General features: G+C 44.2%; 23 protein-coding genes and 1 riboswitch. Of the genes, 6 read left to right on the top strand and 17 right to left on the bottom strand.

Going from position 1 to position 17,344, the window contains the following annotated elements:
- Positions 1 to 141: 141 nt before the first annotated feature.
- Together G475_RS0105980 and G475_RS0105985 are read right to left on the bottom strand one after the other, a co-directional pair.
- On the bottom strand, positions 142 to 1,215 hold the full coding sequence (locus tag G475_RS0105980) for a tetraprenyl-beta-curcumene synthase family protein (protein WP_026700492.1): 1,074 nt from the start codon (positions 1,213 to 1,215) through the stop codon (positions 142 to 144).
- A gap of 27 nt (positions 1,216 to 1,242) precedes the next feature.
- The gene (locus G475_RS0105985) at positions 1,243 to 2,022 is read right to left on the bottom strand and encodes an alpha/beta hydrolase (RefSeq protein ID WP_051302229.1); all 780 of its coding nucleotides are present in this window, start codon (positions 2,020 to 2,022) and stop codon (positions 1,243 to 1,245) included.
- Positions 2,023 to 2,149: 127 nt separating this feature from the next.
- On the opposite strand from G475_RS0105985, the gene G475_RS0105990 reads away from it, so the two are divergent.
- Positions 2,150 to 2,671: a gamma carbonic anhydrase gene (locus tag G475_RS0105990; protein ID WP_026700494.1), complete on the top strand. Its 522-nt coding sequence runs from the start codon at positions 2,150 to 2,152 to the stop codon at positions 2,669 to 2,671.
- Between the two features lie 141 nt (positions 2,672 to 2,812).
- Here the strand turns inward: G475_RS0105990 and metK are convergent, their stop codons facing one another.
- Together metK and G475_RS0106000 are read right to left on the bottom strand one after the other, a co-directional pair.
- Positions 2,813 to 4,021 (bottom strand): methionine adenosyltransferase, encoded by a 1,209-nt coding sequence (gene metK / locus G475_RS0105995; RefSeq protein ID WP_026700495.1) that lies wholly within the window; start codon positions 4,019 to 4,021, stop codon positions 2,813 to 2,815.
- 159 nt (positions 4,022 to 4,180) lie between these two features.
- Positions 4,181 to 4,297, bottom strand: a riboswitch (SAM riboswitch).
- Between the two features lie 46 nt (positions 4,298 to 4,343).
- Positions 4,344 to 4,727 (bottom strand): thiol-disulfide oxidoreductase DCC family protein, encoded by a 384-nt coding sequence (locus G475_RS0106000; protein ID WP_026700496.1) that lies wholly within the window; start codon positions 4,725 to 4,727, stop codon positions 4,344 to 4,346.
- Between the two features lie 182 nt (positions 4,728 to 4,909).
- Between G475_RS0106000 and pckA the strand changes: the two genes are divergently transcribed.
- The 4 genes from pckA to G475_RS0106020 all read left to right on the top strand — a co-directional run bounded on the left by pckA (position 4,910) and on the right by G475_RS0106020 (position 9,339).
- On the top strand, positions 4,910 to 6,511 hold the full coding sequence (gene pckA / locus G475_RS0106005; RefSeq protein WP_026700497.1) for a phosphoenolpyruvate carboxykinase (ATP): 1,602 nt from the start codon (positions 4,910 to 4,912) through the stop codon (positions 6,509 to 6,511).
- Between the two features lie 255 nt (positions 6,512 to 6,766).
- Positions 6,767 to 7,765, top strand: coding sequence for an ABC transporter substrate-binding protein (locus G475_RS0106010; protein WP_026700498.1), 999 nt, complete (start codon positions 6,767 to 6,769; stop codon positions 7,763 to 7,765).
- A gap of 13 nt (positions 7,766 to 7,778) precedes the next feature.
- The gene (locus tag G475_RS0106015; RefSeq protein WP_026700499.1) at positions 7,779 to 8,558 is read left to right on the top strand and encodes an ABC transporter ATP-binding protein; all 780 of its coding nucleotides are present in this window, start codon (positions 7,779 to 7,781) and stop codon (positions 8,556 to 8,558) included.
- Positions 8,527 to 9,339 carry an ABC transporter permease gene (locus G475_RS0106020; RefSeq protein WP_051302231.1) on the top strand — a complete coding sequence of 271 codons (813 nt, stop codon included), beginning with the start codon at positions 8,527 to 8,529 and terminating at the stop codon, positions 9,337 to 9,339. Before G475_RS0106015 ends, G475_RS0106020 begins: the two co-directional genes overlap by 32 nt.
- A gap of 18 nt (positions 9,340 to 9,357) precedes the next feature.
- Here the strand turns inward: G475_RS0106020 and ytkD are convergent, their stop codons facing one another.
- The 4 genes from ytkD to G475_RS0106040 form a co-directional block, all read right to left on the bottom strand.
- A complete protein-coding gene (ytkD, locus tag G475_RS0106025) occupies positions 9,358 to 9,846 on the bottom strand; it encodes an RNA deprotection pyrophosphohydrolase (RefSeq protein WP_026700501.1) in 489 nt (162 codons plus the stop codon).
- Positions 9,847 to 9,939: 93 nt separating this feature from the next.
- Positions 9,940 to 10,410, bottom strand: a complete 471-nt coding sequence (locus G475_RS0106030; protein ID WP_026700502.1) for a YwpF family protein — start codon at positions 10,408 to 10,410, stop codon at positions 9,940 to 9,942.
- A 100-nt stretch (positions 10,411 to 10,510) separates the two neighbouring features.
- Positions 10,511 to 10,678, bottom strand: coding sequence for a hypothetical protein (locus G475_RS27115; RefSeq protein ID WP_156911635.1), 168 nt, complete (start codon positions 10,676 to 10,678; stop codon positions 10,511 to 10,513).
- A gap of 219 nt (positions 10,679 to 10,897) precedes the next feature.
- Positions 10,898 to 12,061, bottom strand: coding sequence for a MalY/PatB family protein (locus G475_RS0106040; protein ID WP_233275734.1), 1,164 nt, complete (start codon positions 12,059 to 12,061; stop codon positions 10,898 to 10,900).
- A 378-nt stretch (positions 12,062 to 12,439) separates the two neighbouring features.
- Here G475_RS0106040 and G475_RS27120 point away from each other — a divergent pair, with 378 nt between their 5' ends.
- On the top strand, positions 12,440 to 12,601 hold the full coding sequence (locus G475_RS27120; protein ID WP_156911636.1) for a hypothetical protein: 162 nt from the start codon (positions 12,440 to 12,442) through the stop codon (positions 12,599 to 12,601).
- Positions 12,602 to 12,869: 268 nt separating this feature from the next.
- Here G475_RS27120 and G475_RS27125 read toward each other — a convergent pair whose 3' ends face one another.
- From G475_RS27125 to gvpO, 9 genes are read right to left on the bottom strand one after another with little or no spacing between them, the layout of a single operon-like run.
- Entirely contained in the window at positions 12,870 to 13,040 is a 171-nt protein-coding gene (locus G475_RS27125; RefSeq protein ID WP_156911637.1) for a hypothetical protein, read from the bottom strand.
- On the bottom strand, positions 13,033 to 13,395 hold the full coding sequence (gene gvpJ / locus G475_RS0106055) for a gas vesicle protein GvpJ (protein WP_026700504.1): 363 nt from the start codon (positions 13,393 to 13,395) through the stop codon (positions 13,033 to 13,035). Before gvpJ ends, G475_RS27125 begins: the two co-directional genes overlap by 8 nt.
- A gap of 32 nt (positions 13,396 to 13,427) precedes the next feature.
- Positions 13,428 to 13,736 (bottom strand): gas vesicle protein K, encoded by a 309-nt coding sequence (locus tag G475_RS0106060; RefSeq protein ID WP_051302281.1) that lies wholly within the window; start codon positions 13,734 to 13,736, stop codon positions 13,428 to 13,430.
- A 7-nt stretch (positions 13,737 to 13,743) separates the two neighbouring features.
- On the bottom strand, positions 13,744 to 13,974 hold the full coding sequence (locus G475_RS0106065; protein ID WP_026700506.1) for a gas vesicle protein: 231 nt from the start codon (positions 13,972 to 13,974) through the stop codon (positions 13,744 to 13,746).
- 15 nt (positions 13,975 to 13,989) lie between these two features.
- Complete coding sequence (locus tag G475_RS24365) at positions 13,990 to 14,817, bottom strand: GvpL/GvpF family gas vesicle protein (protein WP_051302233.1); 828 nt, start codon at positions 14,815 to 14,817, stop codon at positions 13,990 to 13,992.
- Between the two features lie 14 nt (positions 14,818 to 14,831).
- The gene (locus G475_RS0106075) at positions 14,832 to 15,083 is read right to left on the bottom strand and encodes a gas vesicle protein GvpG (protein ID WP_026700507.1); all 252 of its coding nucleotides are present in this window, start codon (positions 15,081 to 15,083) and stop codon (positions 14,832 to 14,834) included.
- Positions 15,080 to 15,841, bottom strand: a complete 762-nt coding sequence (locus tag G475_RS0106080) for a GvpL/GvpF family gas vesicle protein (protein WP_026700508.1) — start codon at positions 15,839 to 15,841, stop codon at positions 15,080 to 15,082. Before G475_RS0106080 ends, G475_RS0106075 begins: the two co-directional genes overlap by 4 nt.
- A gap of 12 nt (positions 15,842 to 15,853) precedes the next feature.
- On the bottom strand, positions 15,854 to 16,855 hold the full coding sequence (gene gvpN, locus G475_RS0106085; protein WP_084414022.1) for a gas vesicle protein GvpN: 1,002 nt from the start codon (positions 16,853 to 16,855) through the stop codon (positions 15,854 to 15,856).
- A gap of 2 nt (positions 16,856 to 16,857) precedes the next feature.
- Positions 16,858 to 17,283, bottom strand: coding sequence for a gas vesicle protein GvpO (gvpO, locus tag G475_RS27880; RefSeq protein ID WP_084414023.1), 426 nt, complete (start codon positions 17,281 to 17,283; stop codon positions 16,858 to 16,860).
- Positions 17,284 to 17,344 lie beyond the last annotated feature (61 nt).

The following is a 17,344-nucleotide window of genomic DNA, read 5'->3' on the forward strand; positions in this document are numbered from 1 at the left end:
TCGAGCCGTGCCCGCGGAAAGCGACCTATTTTGACGCAGCGATAGAACAATACACAAAAATCCGAACGATTTATGGAAAAAATCGTTCGGATTTTTTGTCCTTGATAATGTTTGGTCCCAGACTCTTTTATCCGCCTATGATCATCCATAGACTTCCTTTGACTTTCTCCTGTATATCCATGTATTAGCATAGAAAAAGACTGCGGGAAGACCGCCGAAGCGGATAAAACGCTTTGCCGTCTTCTTCATGGAAGGATTGGTCTGAACTTTCTCATCTGCCAGATAAATAGCGAACAGACCTTTTATAATCATCGAATGGAAAGAGGCATCGGGTAATTTCTTAACACTTTTTTCCGCTTCCTGTTTGAAGGTACGTACCCGGGCCGCCATCTTTTCTTCATTCGGATACTGGGCACAAAAATTCAATTCATCATCCGCTATATCCTCCTGCTGGTCAATAAAGTAATCAAGCAGAATATGAACACCCTGCACGTAAGGGAAATAAGCAGATTTTATGGAATGGGACTGAATTTCAGCGATAGGAGATCTGGCTGCATAACCAGCTAAAGCAAAAATCCCCAGGGTGGAACCCGTACAGGCATTAAATTCGTACCATTCCATTGTTGGGAGTCTGTGTCTATGTTCGTCAAACCAGGAAGTCAAACGAGGAATTCTATCTTCCTTTTTCACATGTTTATGTACCTGAAGGCCTCGATAATAGGCAGAGAGCTCTTCCATATCTTTCTGTGCATTCCAAAATCCAGGGAAAGCCGTGAGGGTCTGCTGGCAGGTGTCTACCAATTCTTTTAAATACCCCCCGTCATCTTGATCTTCTCTATATTTATAATAGTTATCCTGTTCACTGCCGGGAAGCAGGGCATGTTTCAGGGACTGATGCAGCATAAAAAAGTCTTCGGGATCCTGGGAATCACTCCAGTCACACAGACCGTCCAAGTAATCGCAGATGGTCTGATAGGCAATGATAAAACGCAGTACATCTTCCCGCTGCTCCGGCGGTGCTAACAGCGCATAAACCGCCCCTCCCTCACAGTGAAATGCTTTGGTCTCTATACTGATAAGCGCCTGTTTCCGTAGTTCCGGGTTTGGAATTCGGTCTGCTTTGATTCTCCATTCTCCGAGCAGACGATGGACCTGTGGAACCAGTTCTTTATATATCTTATACATCATTGTCCAGGGTTTCGTCGGTACTTTCACATTCATCCTCCTCTTTTTTCCATACGTTTACCATCTCTGGGAAATGAAATGCATCATGAATTGAAAAACTTCTTCCCGTTCTGGTTCATTCAACAGTTCATGATACAAGCCCTTCCATTCCTTTAGAGCCCGGTCCGAGATCTCAAGCCGGTTAAACCAGCGGTGGGTGGAAAAGGAATCAACAACATAATCCTCCCCTGCCTGCATAACCAGTGTCGGGATATCCGGATAACGGTCGGACTGCAGATGGCTGATTTTCATTGCTTTTGCCATTTCCTGGTACCATCGTACGGTGACCTTTGATACGATAAGCTCGTCCTGTTCGTAGAGAGATCTGGCCTCCTCATCTCTAGTCACCGCTTCTGCCCGCAGTCCTGTTTTAGCACGGAGAGAAGGAGCCAGACGGTGCATCATTTTCCCCGCCAGTTCTGCCGCTTTACTCGGATACTCATACAATCCAAGACAGGGGGAGGATAAAATGACTCCCTGCACAGGCATATACTTTTCCATTAAAGCCCGGATGGTGATAAGCCCGCCCATGCTGTGTCCGAATATAAAAACTGGAACGTCAAAAGCAGCTGCTTCTTTATACCATGCGTATACTGTATCAATATATTGGTCAAAGCTGTCAATATGCCCGCGTTTACCTCTCGTTCTCCCATGACCAGGTAAATCACCGCTGATAACATGAAACCCCTGATTATTAAGGCGTTCAATTAACCATTCATAACGGCCGTGGTGTTCGCCGGCTCCATGTATGATAACTAGGGCTGCGAGAGGAGTTTCACTCGTCCAGGTCTTTATCATGTTCAGTCCCTGCCTTTCCCTGATGTGCATCCTTGCTATAACATTTCCCTGTTCATTTTACTACGAATTTTGCTAAACTTACATTATAGGAAAGGAAATTTTATGGAACGGCAGGAGGTTTCGTTACATGCTATACTCCTATAAAGGGAAATATCCGGATATCGCCAATTCCGCCTACATTGCCGATTATGTAACCATCACCGGTGATGTGAAAATTGGAGAAGAATCAAGCGTCTGGTTTAACACGGCAATCCGGGGGGATGTAGCTCCTACAGTCATTGGAAATAGAGTGAATATCCAGGATAACTCCGTGTTACACCAAAGTAAAAAAAACCCGCTTATACTCGAAGATGATGTCACTATTGGACATATGGTTATTTTACATAGTGCCATCATCCGCAAAAATTCCCTGATAGGGATGGGATCCAAGATTCTTGATCGGGCGGAGATCGGGGAGGAAGCTTTCATTGGGGCGGGAAGTCTGGTCCCGCCGGGTAAAGTAATTCCCCCTCGTACCCTAGCTTTCGGCAGTCCCGCTAAAGTCATCCGGGAACTCACGGAAGAAGATTTGGATGAAATGCACCGTATTCAACAGTCTTACGTGGAAAAAGCCAAATATTATAAAGAAAACACTCCCCACCTGGAGTAATTTAAGCGCTGCATTACAAGTGGAGGTAAACAGCTTCTCCCCTCCCGGAACCTGGCAGATACTGCCGGAATGATTCAAGGCCCTCCCCTTCTCCGTTAATGTTAAAGAACCGCCCTTGCAGGACGGTCCTTCCCTTTTTTATTATTTTACTTCTGCCGCCAGAGATTTTAATATTTCTGCTTTATCCGTCGCTTCCCATGGCAGCTCTACATCGGTTCTTCCAAAATGGCCGTATGCTGCCGTCTGGCTGTAAATCGGACGCCGTAAATCAAGCATTTTTATAATCCCGGCAGGACGAAGATCAAAGTTTTCACGAACAAGCTCAGCCAGGAGACTTTCTGTAACGTGCCCTGTTCCAAATGTTTCTACAGAAATCGAAACCGGCTGCGCTACCCCGATCGCATAGGCCAGCTGCACTTCGCATTTTTCAGCAAGACCGGCGGCTACGATATTTTTCGCAGCATAGCGGGCGGCGTAAGAAGCAGAACGATCGACTTTTGTCGCGTCTTTTCCAGAAAACGCTCCGCCTCCATGACGGGCAAATCCGCCGTACGTATCCACGATAATCTTTCTGCCGGTCAGTCCTGCATCCCCCTGGGGCCCGCCAATGACAAAGCGTCCGGTTGGGTTAATGAAATAATTCGTTTCCTCATCCAGAAGATGCTCTGGAACGATGGGGTATATCACGTGTTCTTTCAAATCTTTGTCGATTTCTGCCAGCGATACATCTGCATGGTGCTGGGTGGAAATGACTATCGTTTCTACCCGTAATGGTTTTCCATCATCGCCGTATTCCACAGTCACCTGGGTTTTACCATCCGGGCGGAGATAAGGAATAATTCCTTCCTTCCGCACCTCTGTCAGGCGCCTCGCCAACTTATGGGAAAGCGAAATCGGCAGCGGCATCAGTTCCGGTGTTTCGTTATCCGCATATCCAAACATTAAGCCCTGGTCTCCGGCTCCAATCGCTTCCAGCTCATCTTCTGTCATCTGCCCTTCTCTTGCTTCCAGCGCCTGATCCACACCCTGTGCAATATCGGCTGATTGTTCATCTATGGAAGTCAGGACAGAACATGTTTCATGATCAAACCCGTACTTTGCCCGGGTGTAACCTATTTTTTTTAACGTTTCCCGGACAATATGGGGAATATCAACATAGGTAGAGGTGGTAATTTCCCCTGCCACCAACACAAGCCCTGTATTTACTACGGTTTCACAAGCCACACGGGCATTGGGATCCTTGGAAACAATTTCATCCAAAATGGCATCGGATATTTGATCACAAATTTTATCCGGATGCCCCTCTGTTACTGATTCTGAAGTAAATAAACGTCGTCCATCCGTCGACACGTATACTGCCTCCTCTGCGAAATAGTTTCTTACGGCACTCATTCCCTGATACTTCATCTAAGACGAGCAGGCGTAAACAGTGTTTCATACTGGATGATAAACATAAAAACCCCTTTTCCATGGCGAGGAAAAGGGGCATCGGCCGTTCACCTTTTTCGCCTCTTATCTTCCAAGACGCTATTCCGCCTTTCCAGGTTAGCACCTTTGCCTCCTTATTTCATGAGGATGGTTGCCGGGCTTCCAAGGGCCTGTCCCTCCACCAGCTCGGGATAAGAGTATCCGTTCGAACACTATCGTAACGCAGTTGACACCTTCTGTCAAATTATTTACTGACTATACCGCAGCTGTCTGTCTCACAGGTGTTTTTTGAAAACTTGTGTCTGTTTTTGGCTACCGCCTTGTATATCTTATCGCCCGCCCAGTCTGAACCCGGCAGGTAAAATAGCGGCCTTATCCATTTTCCCGCCGGGAGCAGCTGCATGATTCGTTTTACGGCTGCAAATCCTGTATATAAATACGTTTCTTGTTCCAGCAGATGCATGGCCTTTTGAACGTTTCTCTCTTTTAGAAAAGGATAATCCGTTAAAATGTCAGGGTCCTGAATAGCACGCCATGTTATGAGTCCGTTTGGATCCCAATTTTCCAGTTGTTGTTTAGACTGCCGGCATAAACCACAGCTTTTATCATAAAACACCATTACTGCCATTTCTGATTCCACCTAAAACAAGATTTTTTTTATTATAACACATTCTTCTGAAACATCATTCCAAAAAATTTTGTATGGGACAATGAGCATTTTCGCCAAATAAGTATAGACTAATTATATAAATGTGTTATACTAATTCGTAATAAATGTTTTACTATTACCATAGAAAGGATTTTGCCGCCATGATGACGACTCGTTTTTCCAAGCCTTTCACCCGTCTTTTGCGGGGGGAAAATATTTTAATGGATCTCCCTGTCTCCCGCCTGGTTGAAAAATCACTTTTCCGCGGAGAAGGTATATTAACCTCCGATGGCGCATTAAGTGTGGAAACGGGAAAATATACAGGCAGATCCCCAAAAGACAAATATATCGTGGAGGAGGAATCTGTCCGGGATAAAATCGACTGGGGTGCAGTAAACCAGCCGCTTAGTCCAGCATCCTTCGCTTCTTTATACGATCAAGTTCTCCGACATTTAGAACAGAAACAAGAATTATTTGTCACGAATGGCTTTGCAGGGGCAGATCCGGATTATCAACTTCCCATCCAGGTTATTAATGAATATGCCTGGCACAACGTATTTGCCCGTCAATTATTTATTCGTTCAGGGGAATCTGACACAAAGGAAGCCCCTTTCACCATCATTAGTGCCCCTGAATTTCAGGCAGATCCAAATCATGATGGGACCAATTCAGAAACGTTTATTGTAATTTCCTTTGAAGAACGGGTCGTTCTAATCGGTGGAACAGAATATGCCGGGGAAATGAAGAAGTCTATTTTTTCTGTCATGAATTTTCTGCTGCCGGAACAGAATATCCTTTCCATGCATTGTTCGGCAAACGTTGGGGAGGAGGGAGATACAGCACTTTTTTTCGGCCTCTCCGGAACGGGGAAAACAACCCTCTCCGCCGATCCAAACCGGCTGTTAATCGGAGATGATGAGCACGGCTGGTCAGATAATGGCATTTTTAATATTGAAGGCGGCTGTTACGCCAAATGTGTTCATTTATCCTACAAAAAAGAACCGCAGATCTGGAATGCGATTCACTTTGGCACTGTACTTGAAAATGTATATGTCAACCCTCATTCAGGAGAACCGGATTACGACAATACAACATTAACGGAAAATACCAGAGCAGCCTATCCATTAGAAAATATACCAAATGCACTTGAACAAAGCATGGCCGGACACCCTTCCACGATTATCTTCCTGACTGCTGATGCTTTTGGCGTGCTGCCCCCGATCAGCTGTTTGACTAAGGAACAGGCGATGTATCATTTTTTGAGCGGATACACGAGTAAACTGGCCGGAACCGAACGTGGTATTACAGAACCACAGGCTACCTTCTCTACATGTTTCGGTTCCCCGTTTTTACCATTACACGCCTCTACCTATGCCGAAATGCTTGGTGAAAAGATTGAAAAACATGCCGCAGAGGTGTTTCTTGTCAATACGGGTTGGTCCGGCGGCCCTTACGGTATAGGTAAACGTATGGATCTGGCCTACACTAGAGCAATGATTCAGGCTGCCCTGCAGGGAGAATTAAAATCAGCTGAAACGACCCGGGATGCCGTGTTCGGGCTGCACCTCCCCCTGCAATGCCCCGGAGTCCCGGATGAATTACTGCACCCGGCTTCGACTTGGCAGGATAAAGAAGCTTATATGTTAAAAGCCAAAGACTTGGCATGGAAATTCGAGGAGAACTTCGAGAAATTTGCGAACATGCCGGAACAGATCAGAAAGGCTGGTCCGATACTGCATACACCGGAAACCGCTGAATACTAAAAAACGAGTTCAGGACAAAAGGAAGACGTATTAAAAAAACGAACATTTCGTGGTTCCGGTTATCGGAGCATTAATCAGTGATAAATGAGAATGGGACAAAACATTATCAAACACAAAAATCCGAACGTAAATCGTTCGGATTTTTGTGTTTGTCCCAGCTTTATTTGTATTTCTTCCCTACCTATTTCTTATGGCACGAGGTCCATGCTTTTCTCATATCTTATATTACGAGCTGTCAGAAAGGGGAATCAAACGATGAAAAAATGGATCATATCAATACTGGGCAGCGTTTTTATGGGAGCCGGGATTCTTACCGGCTGTTCTCTGCAGGAAGATGAAACAACCGAGGTGGAACTGGCCGAAGTAACACGTTCTATCTTTTACGCTCCTTTATATGTGGCATTGGAAAACGGCTATTTTGAAGAAGAGAATTTGAACATAAACCTGACTACGACATGGGGCGGAGACAAAACAATGACAGCCCTTCTATCCGATGGGGCAGATGTAGCTCTCGTGGGAGCGGAAACGTCGATTTATGTAAATGCCCAGGATCCGGCCGAGCCAATTATTAATTTTGCCATGCTGACACGTACTGATGGCACCTTTTTAATGGCAAGGGAAGAACCGGAGAATTTTGAGTGGGAAGATTTAAAAGGAAAAACGTTTCTTGGCCAGCGCAAAGGCGGAATGCCGCAAATGACAGGCGAATACGTACTCAAACAGAACAATATAGATCCTCAGGAAGATCTCGATCTCATCCAAAATATTGATTTTGCCAATATATCCAATGCGTTTGCTTCCGGGACAGGGAACTACGTCCAGCTTTTCGAACCACAGGCTACCCAGTTTGAACAGGAAGGACTCGCACACATTGTTGCTTCTTTCGGAGAAGAATCAGGAGCACTGCCATACACCGTCTTTATGGCAGAAGAAAGCTTTTTTGAAGACGACAAGGAGGCTGCTGAACGATTTACGCGGGCAATATACAAAGCACAGCAATGGGTATATAGCGCCTCTCCCAACGAAATTGCTGAAGTGCTTGCCCCTTATTTTGATGATACACCCGAGGATATTATCGCTGACTCCGCTGCACGTTACCGCGATCAGCAGTCTTATGCAGAAACCCCGCTTCTGCCGGAATCGGCCTGGGATAACCTGCAGAACATTATGGACGAAGCAGGAGAACTCCCTGAACGCTCCGATTATGAGCAATACGTGGATACGGAAATAGCGGAATCCGTGATCGATGAGTAAAGGAGGAAGCAATATGCTTTCTTTGCAGGAGATAGAAAAAATATATTTTACGGAAGAAAATGCGGTGGAAGCCGTGACGGATATTTCACTTTCGGTGGAAGATGGGGAATTCGTTTCGTTTATCGGCCCAAGCGGCTGCGGCAAAACCACTGTTCTGTCTATCATTGCCGGACTAATCCCTCCTACATCCGGAAGAATCTTAATGAATGGCACCGAAATTTCCGGGTTTTCCAAGGAAACCGGCTATATGCTGCAGGAAGATTACTTGTTTCCATGGCTTACCATACGCAAAAATATTGAACTCGGTTTGATAATTACCGGAATGCACAACGAAGACACCGTAGAAAAAACAATGTCCCTTTTAGCACAGCTTGGTCTTGGAGATAAAGCAGATGCCTTTCCTTCTGAATTATCAGGCGGAATGCGGCAGCGGGCCGCCCTGGTTCGAATGCTTGCTCCTGAGCCGTCATTGCTGCTGCTGGATGAGCCGTTCTCCGCCCTGGATTATCAAACCAAACTAAAACTGGAAGATTTGGTTTCTCACACGTTAAACTCGCAGCAAAAAACCGCCATTCTCGTCACACATGATCTGAGTGAAGCCATAGCCATGTCCGACCGCATCTTTTTATTCAGCACCAATCCGGGCAGCATTTACAATGTCTATCAGGTTCCAGAAACTTTCAGGCGCATGCTTCCACTTGAAGCAAGAAATCACCCGGAATTTCATCCATTCTTCCAGAGAATATGGAAGGAGTTGGAGAATGTTGAAAACCAGCATCCAAACACGCCATAATGATTTTCTTCAAAACCGGAAAACGGAAAAACGGCGTATTCTCAGTACTCAGCTCCTGCTTTTAGGATTATTCTTTTTAAGCTGGGAAATACTGAGCCGTATGGAATGGATCGATCCTCTCATATTCAGCATGCCCAGCCGGATAGCTGAACTCTTTATGGAGAAGAGCCTTGATGGGTCGCTATTGTTACACACCTCCGTGACATTGTCAGAAACTATTATCGGATTTTTACTTGGGACGGCAGGCGGTACGTTTATTGCTCTCGTTCTGTGGTGGTCTACTTTTTTATCGAGAGTACTGGATCCTTATCTTGTCGTATTAAATGCTATGCCGAAAGTAGCACTCGGCCCTATTATTATTGTGGCCTTCGGTCCCGGCATCCCTTCTGTCATTGCTATGGCTTGTCTGCTTTCGATTGTTATTACTACCCTTGTCGTTTATCATGCGTTTCAGCAGGTAGACGAAAATTATAAAAAAGTGCTTCTTACCTTCGGAGCAACCAAAAAACAACTGTTTCAGTATGCTGTGCTGCCGGCATGTTATCCGACGATCATTTCTACAATGAAAGTAAATGTAGGGTTAGCGTGGGTAGGGGTCATTGTAGGAGAGTTCCTTGTAGCAAAACAGGGGCTGGGCTATCTCATCATTTATGGATTTCAGGTCTTTCAATTCAGACAGGTAATGCTTAGTTTAATCGTCATCGCTGTCTTAGCAGCCTTTATGTACAAAAGCATTGAAGCGCTGGAGTCTTTTTTAATCAGAAGAAGCAGAAAAAAATAACTGCCCCCTCCCAGGTCTTCATTCCTTGATGTCACCCCGGGGCAGAAGTTTTTGCTTTTTTAAATAATGAAGAGTTTTCGGCAGGACGTCATCTTTCATAATAAAGCTGTAGTTGTCATCCGGCTCTCTGGGGAGTTTCCGAAGCAGGACGGGGCCCAGTGTTTCCATATAATCTTTTTTGGTTTCCATCGATTGGACATCGGCAAAATAAATATTTTTCACTACCGTTTCTGCCCGTCCCTTGACCCGGTATTGACCGACTTGCTTTACAATCTCTGCAATACCGCCTGTTTCTTCCCATACTTCACGAACTGCCGCTTCTTCCGGAGTTTCCCCCTTCTCCACTTTTCCTCCGGGGAACTCCAGCCCTCTTCGTGGATGGCGTGTCAACAGCCATTGCCCCTGAAAACGACAAATCACCCATACATGCCGCGGAGAGTCAGAAAAAGGATTCTTTTCAAAAGCTAGTTTCACTTCATTATGGTAATAATCAAAAAATGTAAAAATTTTCATGCCTGATCTTCCTTATTTTCGTTGCTGCATTTGTTACCCATTGTTTGTAATCCTTCCCGTTTTTATTTTTACTCAACCATAATAAAGTCATCCAGACATATTCTTATAAATCTGCTGTGCCGCCTTTTTCGACCATTGTACCTGATCTTCCTTCCGGTTCATAAACTCTTTCACCATGTCTTCTCCTGTGTATCCATCCTTTATCAATTCTTCCAATATCAGTTTAGAAACATCATCTTTGCCGGCTGCCATTTTCGCATCGAGCATCACACTTATTTTTTCTTCCAGCGTAATAATATGCCTTATGCTTCCCGTCATCAGCGCCGGGGTATTATGACGGTCTGTAATGATAACTTCCAAAACCATTTTTTCTCCCTGCTCCATCTTCTCCCGGAAAAACATTTCCTCTTTGGTCGGAACGACAGCTTCGATTAACCAGGATTTGTCCTTTTCCTCCCGATTAATAATTAAGCCTTCTTCCAGTGGGACTTCGCAGGTAGCAATATCCTTTTTCTGTTTTAATAAAAGATGCAATGACACCAGCTGGAATGTCTTCACTTTTATGGTACTCCTTCCCGTGTTAAAGGGTAAAAAAGCTGTCTTTCAAAAGATAAACTTTTGCGACAGCTTTTTCAACCACTTTCCCTCTTTTATTCATCTAACTTTCGGCCTTCAACATAAAACATTTTTCCACCTCTGCCCGGTCTTTCTCCTTCTGAGAATCTGCCATCCACTGGATCAGTTCTTTTTCATCAGCCGTCAATAAACGCCCCAGTTTTCGTTCAAAATCTTTCTGAAGCTCTTCCGCAAAATAATTTTGCATCATGAACAGGCTCCTTTTCGTACGTACAGAATGTTAATGGTTTACATGTCTTTGCGTCGAGGTACGAAACATCTTGTACTATACTAAGGAATGTATTCGATACTTTTTTTATTAATTCCTTCCAGCACAAAAAAGTTATAAAATATTACTTTTGATTACAAAGTAACCTTTGGGAGGAGCAGCCTACTTTCTGGATATAGGCTTCTCTTCCCCTATCTATCGTCATTTTTTATTGTCGTACGCTGTCTGCAGCCGCCGGAGACCTTCTTCCAAAGTTTCGCGGGGACAGGCCACGTTCATCCGCACAAATCCGGCTCCTTCTTTTCCAAATATAGGACCATCACTCAGGGCTAATTTGGCTTCGTGCCGCAGCCATTTCTCCAATTCCTTATCCCCCATATTTAATTCACGCATATCGATCCAGACTAGATAGGTGCCTTCCGGCTCTATTACTTTCATTTCCGGCATGTTGGATTCAATATAATCTTTAACGCGGTGTACGTTACTTCTGACATAGTGCAGCATCTGTTCCAGCCATTCTTCCCCGTAACGGTAAGCCGCTTCAGCAGCTACTGTGGCAAATGGATTATCGATACCGACAAATTCACGCTGCAGGTGAGACTCGTATTTTTTCTTTGCTTCTTTATTTTCAAAAACAACATAGGAAAGCTGCAGGGAAGCAAGGTTAAAAGTTTTGCTCGGAGCAAGACACGAGATTGTCTCTACTTCTTTACCGGCAGCTGCTTTGGCAAACGGGATATGCTGCCCTTCCAGCACGATATCTGCATGAATCTCATCGGATACGACGAGCACGTTGTACTTTTCAGCCAGTTCGGCAACAGCGGATAATTCGTCTTCCGTCCACACCCTGCCAATCGGATTGTGCGGACTGCACAGCAGCAGCATTTTGGCCTGCTTCATTTTTTCCTCTAAGTCCTCAAGATCTATCGTGAATCCCTGCCCGGTTTCTTTCAACGGATTTCTTACCAGCGTCCGCTCATTGTTATGAATGAGTGCATAAAAAGGATAATAGACAGGCGGCTGAATGATAACGCCGTCTTCCTTTTCTGTAAATGTTTGAATAATATGACTGATGGAGGGGACCACCCCTGGTGTAAAAACAATTTGATCGTTTTCCACGTTCCAGTCAAAGCGTTTCTCGAGCCATGCTGTGGTTGCATCAAACAGCGACTTGGGACGGCGGTGGTAGCCAAAAATGCCATGTTCCACTACTTCCTGCATGGCCTGAAGCACAGGCTTCGGCGCCTGAAAATCCATATCCGCCACCCACATCGGCCATAAATCGTCCGCCCCGTATCGGTCCGGATAAAAGTCCCATTTCATTGAGTTAGATTGATTTCTATCTATCACCTGTTCAAATTCCATCATTTTTCCTCCTTGTCCAGGCAGTTGCTGTCGAAAAATATTTAAGTTCTACGTATAAGTGTGCCTTTTTTCACCATAATTTTCAAGACTCGGCGGTCGGAAAAAGAGAAAGAAAATTTCACTTTACCGGACTTAACTGTGGGATGGAAAAACGCCTGTATATTTTTTCACAAGTTTGATTCTCCATCCCTGTTTTCAACATACGTGCGTCCTCAAGCAGCCTGCTGTGGATGTTTGTGTTTATTTTTTACAGGACGGAGACGTTGAGCCATAAAAGGCTGCAGCCAGTAATCCCCGACAACTCTGTTTGAAATATGAATACAGGGAAAAAAGAAAGCATCCTAAAGAAAGATCGTCTATATAGAAAGGAGACATATCGTGGATCAATCAGAATTACAGCAGTGTATTACAGAATGCGAAAGTGCACTGTCTCATTTAAACAATGCCATCGACGTTGCTCATAGTGATTCGAGAGAAAAAATGGAGCATGCTGTTGAGGATCTGGAACAATGCATTGCAGAATGCCGAAATTTATTGTAGGCGTAGGGAAATGAGAGAGGCTGCCCCTTTCCTGTGATAAAGAAAATGGAACCGAGGCAGAAGCGGAAGGCGGTGACTCCGGGCCAACAGGATGTTGGTCATGCAGGCGCTGCCACATGATGTGGCGGTTTTAGCCTGTTTCCTTTTCAAGCAGCAGCCGAAGATCCCATCAAACGGTGTTTGGGCCCGCAGGAAGCGGGTCAGATCGGCGTGGGCACAGGACATGCGGAACTTAGCCGATCTTCCTCCATTGATGCAGCTCCTTAGATTAGGAGGTCCTATCTGTTTTTGCTCTTAAATGATATTCCACCCTCCATAAAGGAATCTCTCCTTTTTGGTCCCATGTTCTTTCTTCGACCCGGCTGACGGAGGATTCCTTTTCTTGACTCATATCCTCTAAGAGCGTGTAGATATCATGCCATATGTCTTTGTTATTCATTGGTGGATTCTCCCTTCGCATTTGTATCGGAAAGGACCGTTCCCCTGTTTCCTGCGTTTGTGCCTTGACGTTCTTCCAGCTGTCTTATACGCTGCCAAAGCTCTTCATTTTCTTCCTGTACTCTGGCTGCGCCGGAGGAATAATGAGAATCGTGTTCCCACCAATCTATTCCCATTTCTTTTGCTTTGTCTACAGAAGCAACAAGAAGACGTATTTTTATGGTCAACAGTTCGACGTCTGCAAGATTAATTTTAATATCTCCGGCTATGACTACTCCTTTATCCAGCACCGTTTCCAACACGTCCACAAGGTTACTTGTATTATTCATTGGCGTTGAATGCTGATAAGCTGCCATTAAGATCACTCTCCTCTTCACTCATTGATCCGTTAAAGCAAATTACCCAATGGACCTAGATCAATATTTAAGTCTTCATCGTTCAAACCGAAAATATGTTTCATTTCTTCCATCTTCTCTTCAAGCTGCATAAGCGCCACGCCCACCTGCTCGATCTGCTCTTCGGTGAGTTCCCCCTGATCTACTCTTCTCATCGCCTGTCGTTCCACTAGTTCTCTCAGCAGTTCCACCACGGTTATTACCAATTGGGAAAGACCTTCTTCTGCGTTATCCGGGTCAAGAGAAATGCGGCCGGTTGGGTGACGGGTTTCAGTATTGGTAACTTCTGCGTTCTTCTCCATCTCCTTGTTACTCCTTTCCGCCATTTTTCTGGCCTTCTTTTTCTGTTTCACCGCCCATCGATGCAGATTCCTGAAGCTTGCTTACAGAAGATATCAGTACCTTTAAGTCTAGATAAACCAAGTCGACATCCGCGACGGTAATCGTCAAATCTCCGCGGAGTACAACTCCCTTATCCAGAACAGCATCCAGAATATCTAAAAGCGAAACATCCTGGTTCTTTAAACTGTTATCTTCCATCTTGTTCACCTCTTCCTACATGTCAGAAAAGTGGTAAGCGGGCCACGGACCGGTGACTGCAATTGATATTCCTGCTCCTGTTTCTTCTGCTTTCCGCTGTTCGTTTTCTACAATATCCAAAAACTTGTCCCTCGAATCCGTTTTGATTAAATACACGCCATTCCAATTCATTTCATCGTTTCGCCCTGTCACTTTTCTCTCCCAGTTTTTTTTCACTTCCTCGTTAAAACTCGAGGCACAAAGCTTTTCATGAATAGCCCTGCACGTATTCTGTATATTCTCTTTTGCTTTCTCTTCGGCAAACTGATCCAATTTCTTCTTCTCAAAAAATCGTTTTCCGGGGGAAAGTTTTTCTATCTCTTCTTTCTTCCTTTCTACTTCCTTTTCCTGATCCATCATATTTTTGATGTATTTCTCTTCCTCTACGTAAATTTTTATATTCCATTCTTCTTTTTCAGAGAGGTAAGCAAATATCTTTTGTATGTTTTCCTTATCTATTGTTATACGTTTTGTTAAATGATCGGCCTGTTCATAAATGGTCCCAAATTTAAGCGGAATCACGGTGAAATTTTCATGTAATTGATTCATCACCTCATGATGGTGAAAGGCTCTTCCCTGCAGCCACTCCATATCCTCTACTTTTTTTTGGAGGATATCTTGGGAATAGTCCTTTTCTGGAACTTTGCACGTGACTGCTGTAATCATGTCATTCAACCTGAGGCCTTCTATTTTTTGGGGAGGCTCCATTCCGTCTGCCTCCACCCATGAATGTTGGTCATACTCTTCGGTGGGGATAAAAGCGTAGACATAAATCAGTGCAGGAGAATCAGATTGTATTTGCAACCTTAATGCCCTCCTTATTTCCTAAATTGGTCCCGCGTCAGCTGTTGTTCCCGCTCTTTTGCCTGCCTGTACCTGGCAAGCAGAATCTCTTCCTGTTTCAAGAACAGCTCTTCTGATATTTCTTCCATTTCATACATCATTTGCAGATTGGATAGTTTTTGCTGGATAAATTCCAGGTCATAGTATTCTTTATCTACTTCTTCTTTCACTTTATCTCCAACCGTCATTAACAAGGACGCCGGCCAGGTGAAGAGTTTGTGAATCATGTTGGGTTCTTCGCTTTCAATTTGATGTCAATGAAATTATAAGCCGGCCACGGTCCTGTATATTTAAATTCTGCTTTATCCAGCCATTCATTGTAAATCTCGTTGACTTTTGCATCAAATGCTTCTTCTTTTTCCTTATCAATTAAAAAAGAAGCATTCAGCAGCATCCGTTCGCTGATTACTTCATTACTTTTGGCAGCTGCTGCCATGTCCGCTAATGGTTGAAATACGTCCTCTTCAAATTGATAGTGAAGATTCATCATAAATTTATGAGCTGTCTCTCCCAGCTCCATACGATCATAGTAGCTTGCATTTTTTTCTTTATTCCGGGTTCGTTTTTGCAGGGCCTTTACATGCGGCTCTTGATTCACTTTTTCTGACAGCCATTCTTTTTTTCCGATAATTTTCAGGCCGACCTCTATTTTGTTTCTGATTTTCGGAAATATTTCATCGAATTGTTCATCAAGCTTATCCATTAGAATATGAATGTCTTCTGTTCCTTCAAGCACATTGCCGAAACTCATCGGAATAATATCATAGGAAGCCATCACCTTAGATACTATTTCCTGATGGGCCTGCAGATTTTTCCTGCTGGGGTCATATATCTGAATAGGAGCGTCCGCTGCAACCATTGCTCTGTTATTTTTATGAATGGTATAAACAGGCCGTTCTCCTTCTGCAAGAACAACATGCCCAAAATTCACGGGCTCCTTCTCTTCAATGACCCCAAACATGTAAACGCCTAATTCCTCGCTCAACACGTTTCCCTCCTATATTTCTTTTATTTCCTGCTGGATAAATTGTTCGGTCTCCTTCATATCAGAAAGATGTTTGCAATTTCGTACCGTCACACCAACCGTATCTACACACACTTTTAAGAAATCGCTTTGGTTTGGATTTATTTTGATCTTGTTCTGTCTGCTGATAGTCGCAATCATAACGGCTGATCTAAAGCTTAAGCGCCTGCTTTGGTCTTCTTCACAAACAGCCTGCATGTTGTCAATGAATCGTATAATAAGCTCGGCTTCGTTTTTTGCCACGTTTGTGCTTTCCTTTAACACTTTGACTTTGGTTTCACGGTCTGACTCCTCTACAGGAATGGTAATCATCCGGTCAAGCAGCGCATCCTGGGTTGCATGAACCCCGCTGTATTCTTCCGGATTGCTGGTAAAAATCATCTTGAGATCAGGATGGACACTTTTGAAGTAGTGCTTTTGTTTAGCTCCATATAAAGGGAGAATCCCTTCTTCCAGTAGCGGCAAAAGAATATTGTTTATTTCCGGTTCCGTACGGGTGAACTCATCGTAAATAACGGTCCAGCCATTTTCCGCCGCTTCGAATAGATGCCCTGCCTTCCAATGCTCTGTTAGTGTATCTTCTCGTTTATAGACTCTGCGGACATAATTATCCACAAATTTATTGCTTGTGTAACCGGAAAAACCTCCGATCAAATCAACATTGGATAAACTGCGGTTCCCATTCAACAGGACCACCGGCTGATTTGTACGCTTAGCCAGCTGCATAGCCATTGTCGTTTTCCCAACACCGGAGGCTCCTGTAAAATGAACCGGATATCCTATATTCAAGTATTGGAGAGACCGCTTCAGAATCTCCTCAATTTTTTTTGATGAAACAAAACTGTCCACATGATGAATTTGTTTTTTTCCATAGCTTTGTTTCTGTTCCTCCGCTCCTCTTGAATTCCGGCCGTCAGCGCTGTCGGTGGATTTCCGGGAGGCGGGTGCATTATTTTTCCTGGTTTTTGCTGCCACCTCTACTGCCTCCCTTCATTTTTGTCCACCAAAGCAGTTCTTGGACGAAGCTTTATTCGGTCAAAAGATATAATTTCCAACTTATTATTTAAAGCCACTTCGTATACTCCCAACAGTTGATCTTTGGCATATGTTTTCATATATTCTTTTTCTTCGATTACTTCCACTTCGGCTTCCCAGCCGTTCTCTTCGTTATTTACAATAGAGGTAATACGGAAAGGAGGGGCAATGTGCTCTGTAAAAAAAGAACGAAGAATACGGAATACTTCTCCCATATTTTGGTCCCGGTTCTCCTTTTGCTTTTGGTTATTAGACGAAGTTTTCTTTTGATCGGCCCCCGAGGATGCCCCAGATTGTTTTGAGGTGGAGGATTTCTGGGAAGAAGATTCTTTTTCCGTTTGATTGGTTTGAGAATTTTCCACTGCCATTTCCTGGACCTCCTCTTCCTTATTTATACTCGTTTTCTAATTTATAGGAGGAAACCCGCCT

Origin of the sequence: Salibacterium aidingense DSM 18341, from assembly GCF_000429685.1 — a bacterium.
Taxonomy (GTDB): Bacteria; Bacillota; Bacilli; order Bacillales; family Marinococcaceae; genus Salibacterium; species Salibacterium aidingense.

Coding starts and splice junctions, on each gene's coding strand:
- G475_RS0105985 (WP_051302229.1), bottom strand. CDS start 2,022: ATGATAAAGACCTGGACGAGTGAAACTCCTCTCGCAGCCCTAGTTATC.
- G475_RS0105990 (WP_026700494.1), top strand. CDS start 2,150: ATGCTATACTCCTATAAAGGGAAATATCCGGATATCGCCAATTCCGCC.
- G475_RS0106000 (WP_026700496.1), bottom strand. CDS start 4,727: ATGGCAGTAATGGTGTTTTATGATAAAAGCTGTGGTTTATGCCGGCAG.
- pckA (WP_026700497.1), top strand. CDS start 4,910: ATGATGACGACTCGTTTTTCCAAGCCTTTCACCCGTCTTTTGCGGGGG.
- G475_RS0106010 (WP_026700498.1), top strand. CDS start 6,767: ATGAAAAAATGGATCATATCAATACTGGGCAGCGTTTTTATGGGAGCC.
- G475_RS0106015 (WP_026700499.1), top strand. CDS start 7,779: ATGCTTTCTTTGCAGGAGATAGAAAAAATATATTTTACGGAAGAAAAT.
- G475_RS0106020 (WP_051302231.1), top strand. CDS start 8,527: ATGTTGAAAACCAGCATCCAAACACGCCATAATGATTTTCTTCAAAAC.
- G475_RS27115 (WP_156911635.1), bottom strand. CDS start 10,678: ATGATGCAAAATTATTTTGCGGAAGAGCTTCAGAAAGATTTTGAACGA.
- G475_RS0106040 (WP_233275734.1), bottom strand. CDS start 12,061: ATGGAATTTGAACAGGTGATAGATAGAAATCAATCTAACTCAATGAAA.
- G475_RS27125 (WP_156911637.1), bottom strand. CDS start 13,040: ATGAATAACAAAGACATATGGCATGATATCTACACGCTCTTAGAGGAT.
- gvpJ (WP_026700504.1), bottom strand. CDS start 13,395: ATGGCAGCTTATCAGCATTCAACGCCAATGAATAATACAAGTAACCTT.
- G475_RS0106060 (WP_051302281.1), bottom strand. CDS start 13,736: ATGGAGAAGAACGCAGAAGTTACCAATACTGAAACCCGTCACCCAACC.
- G475_RS0106065 (WP_026700506.1), bottom strand. CDS start 13,974: ATGGAAGATAACAGTTTAAAGAACCAGGATGTTTCGCTTTTAGATATT.
- G475_RS0106075 (WP_026700507.1), bottom strand. CDS start 15,083: ATGATTCACAAACTCTTCACCTGGCCGGCGTCCTTGTTAATGACGGTT.
- gvpO (WP_084414023.1), bottom strand. CDS start 17,283: ATGGCAGTGGAAAATTCTCAAACCAATCAAACGGAAAAAGAATCTTCT.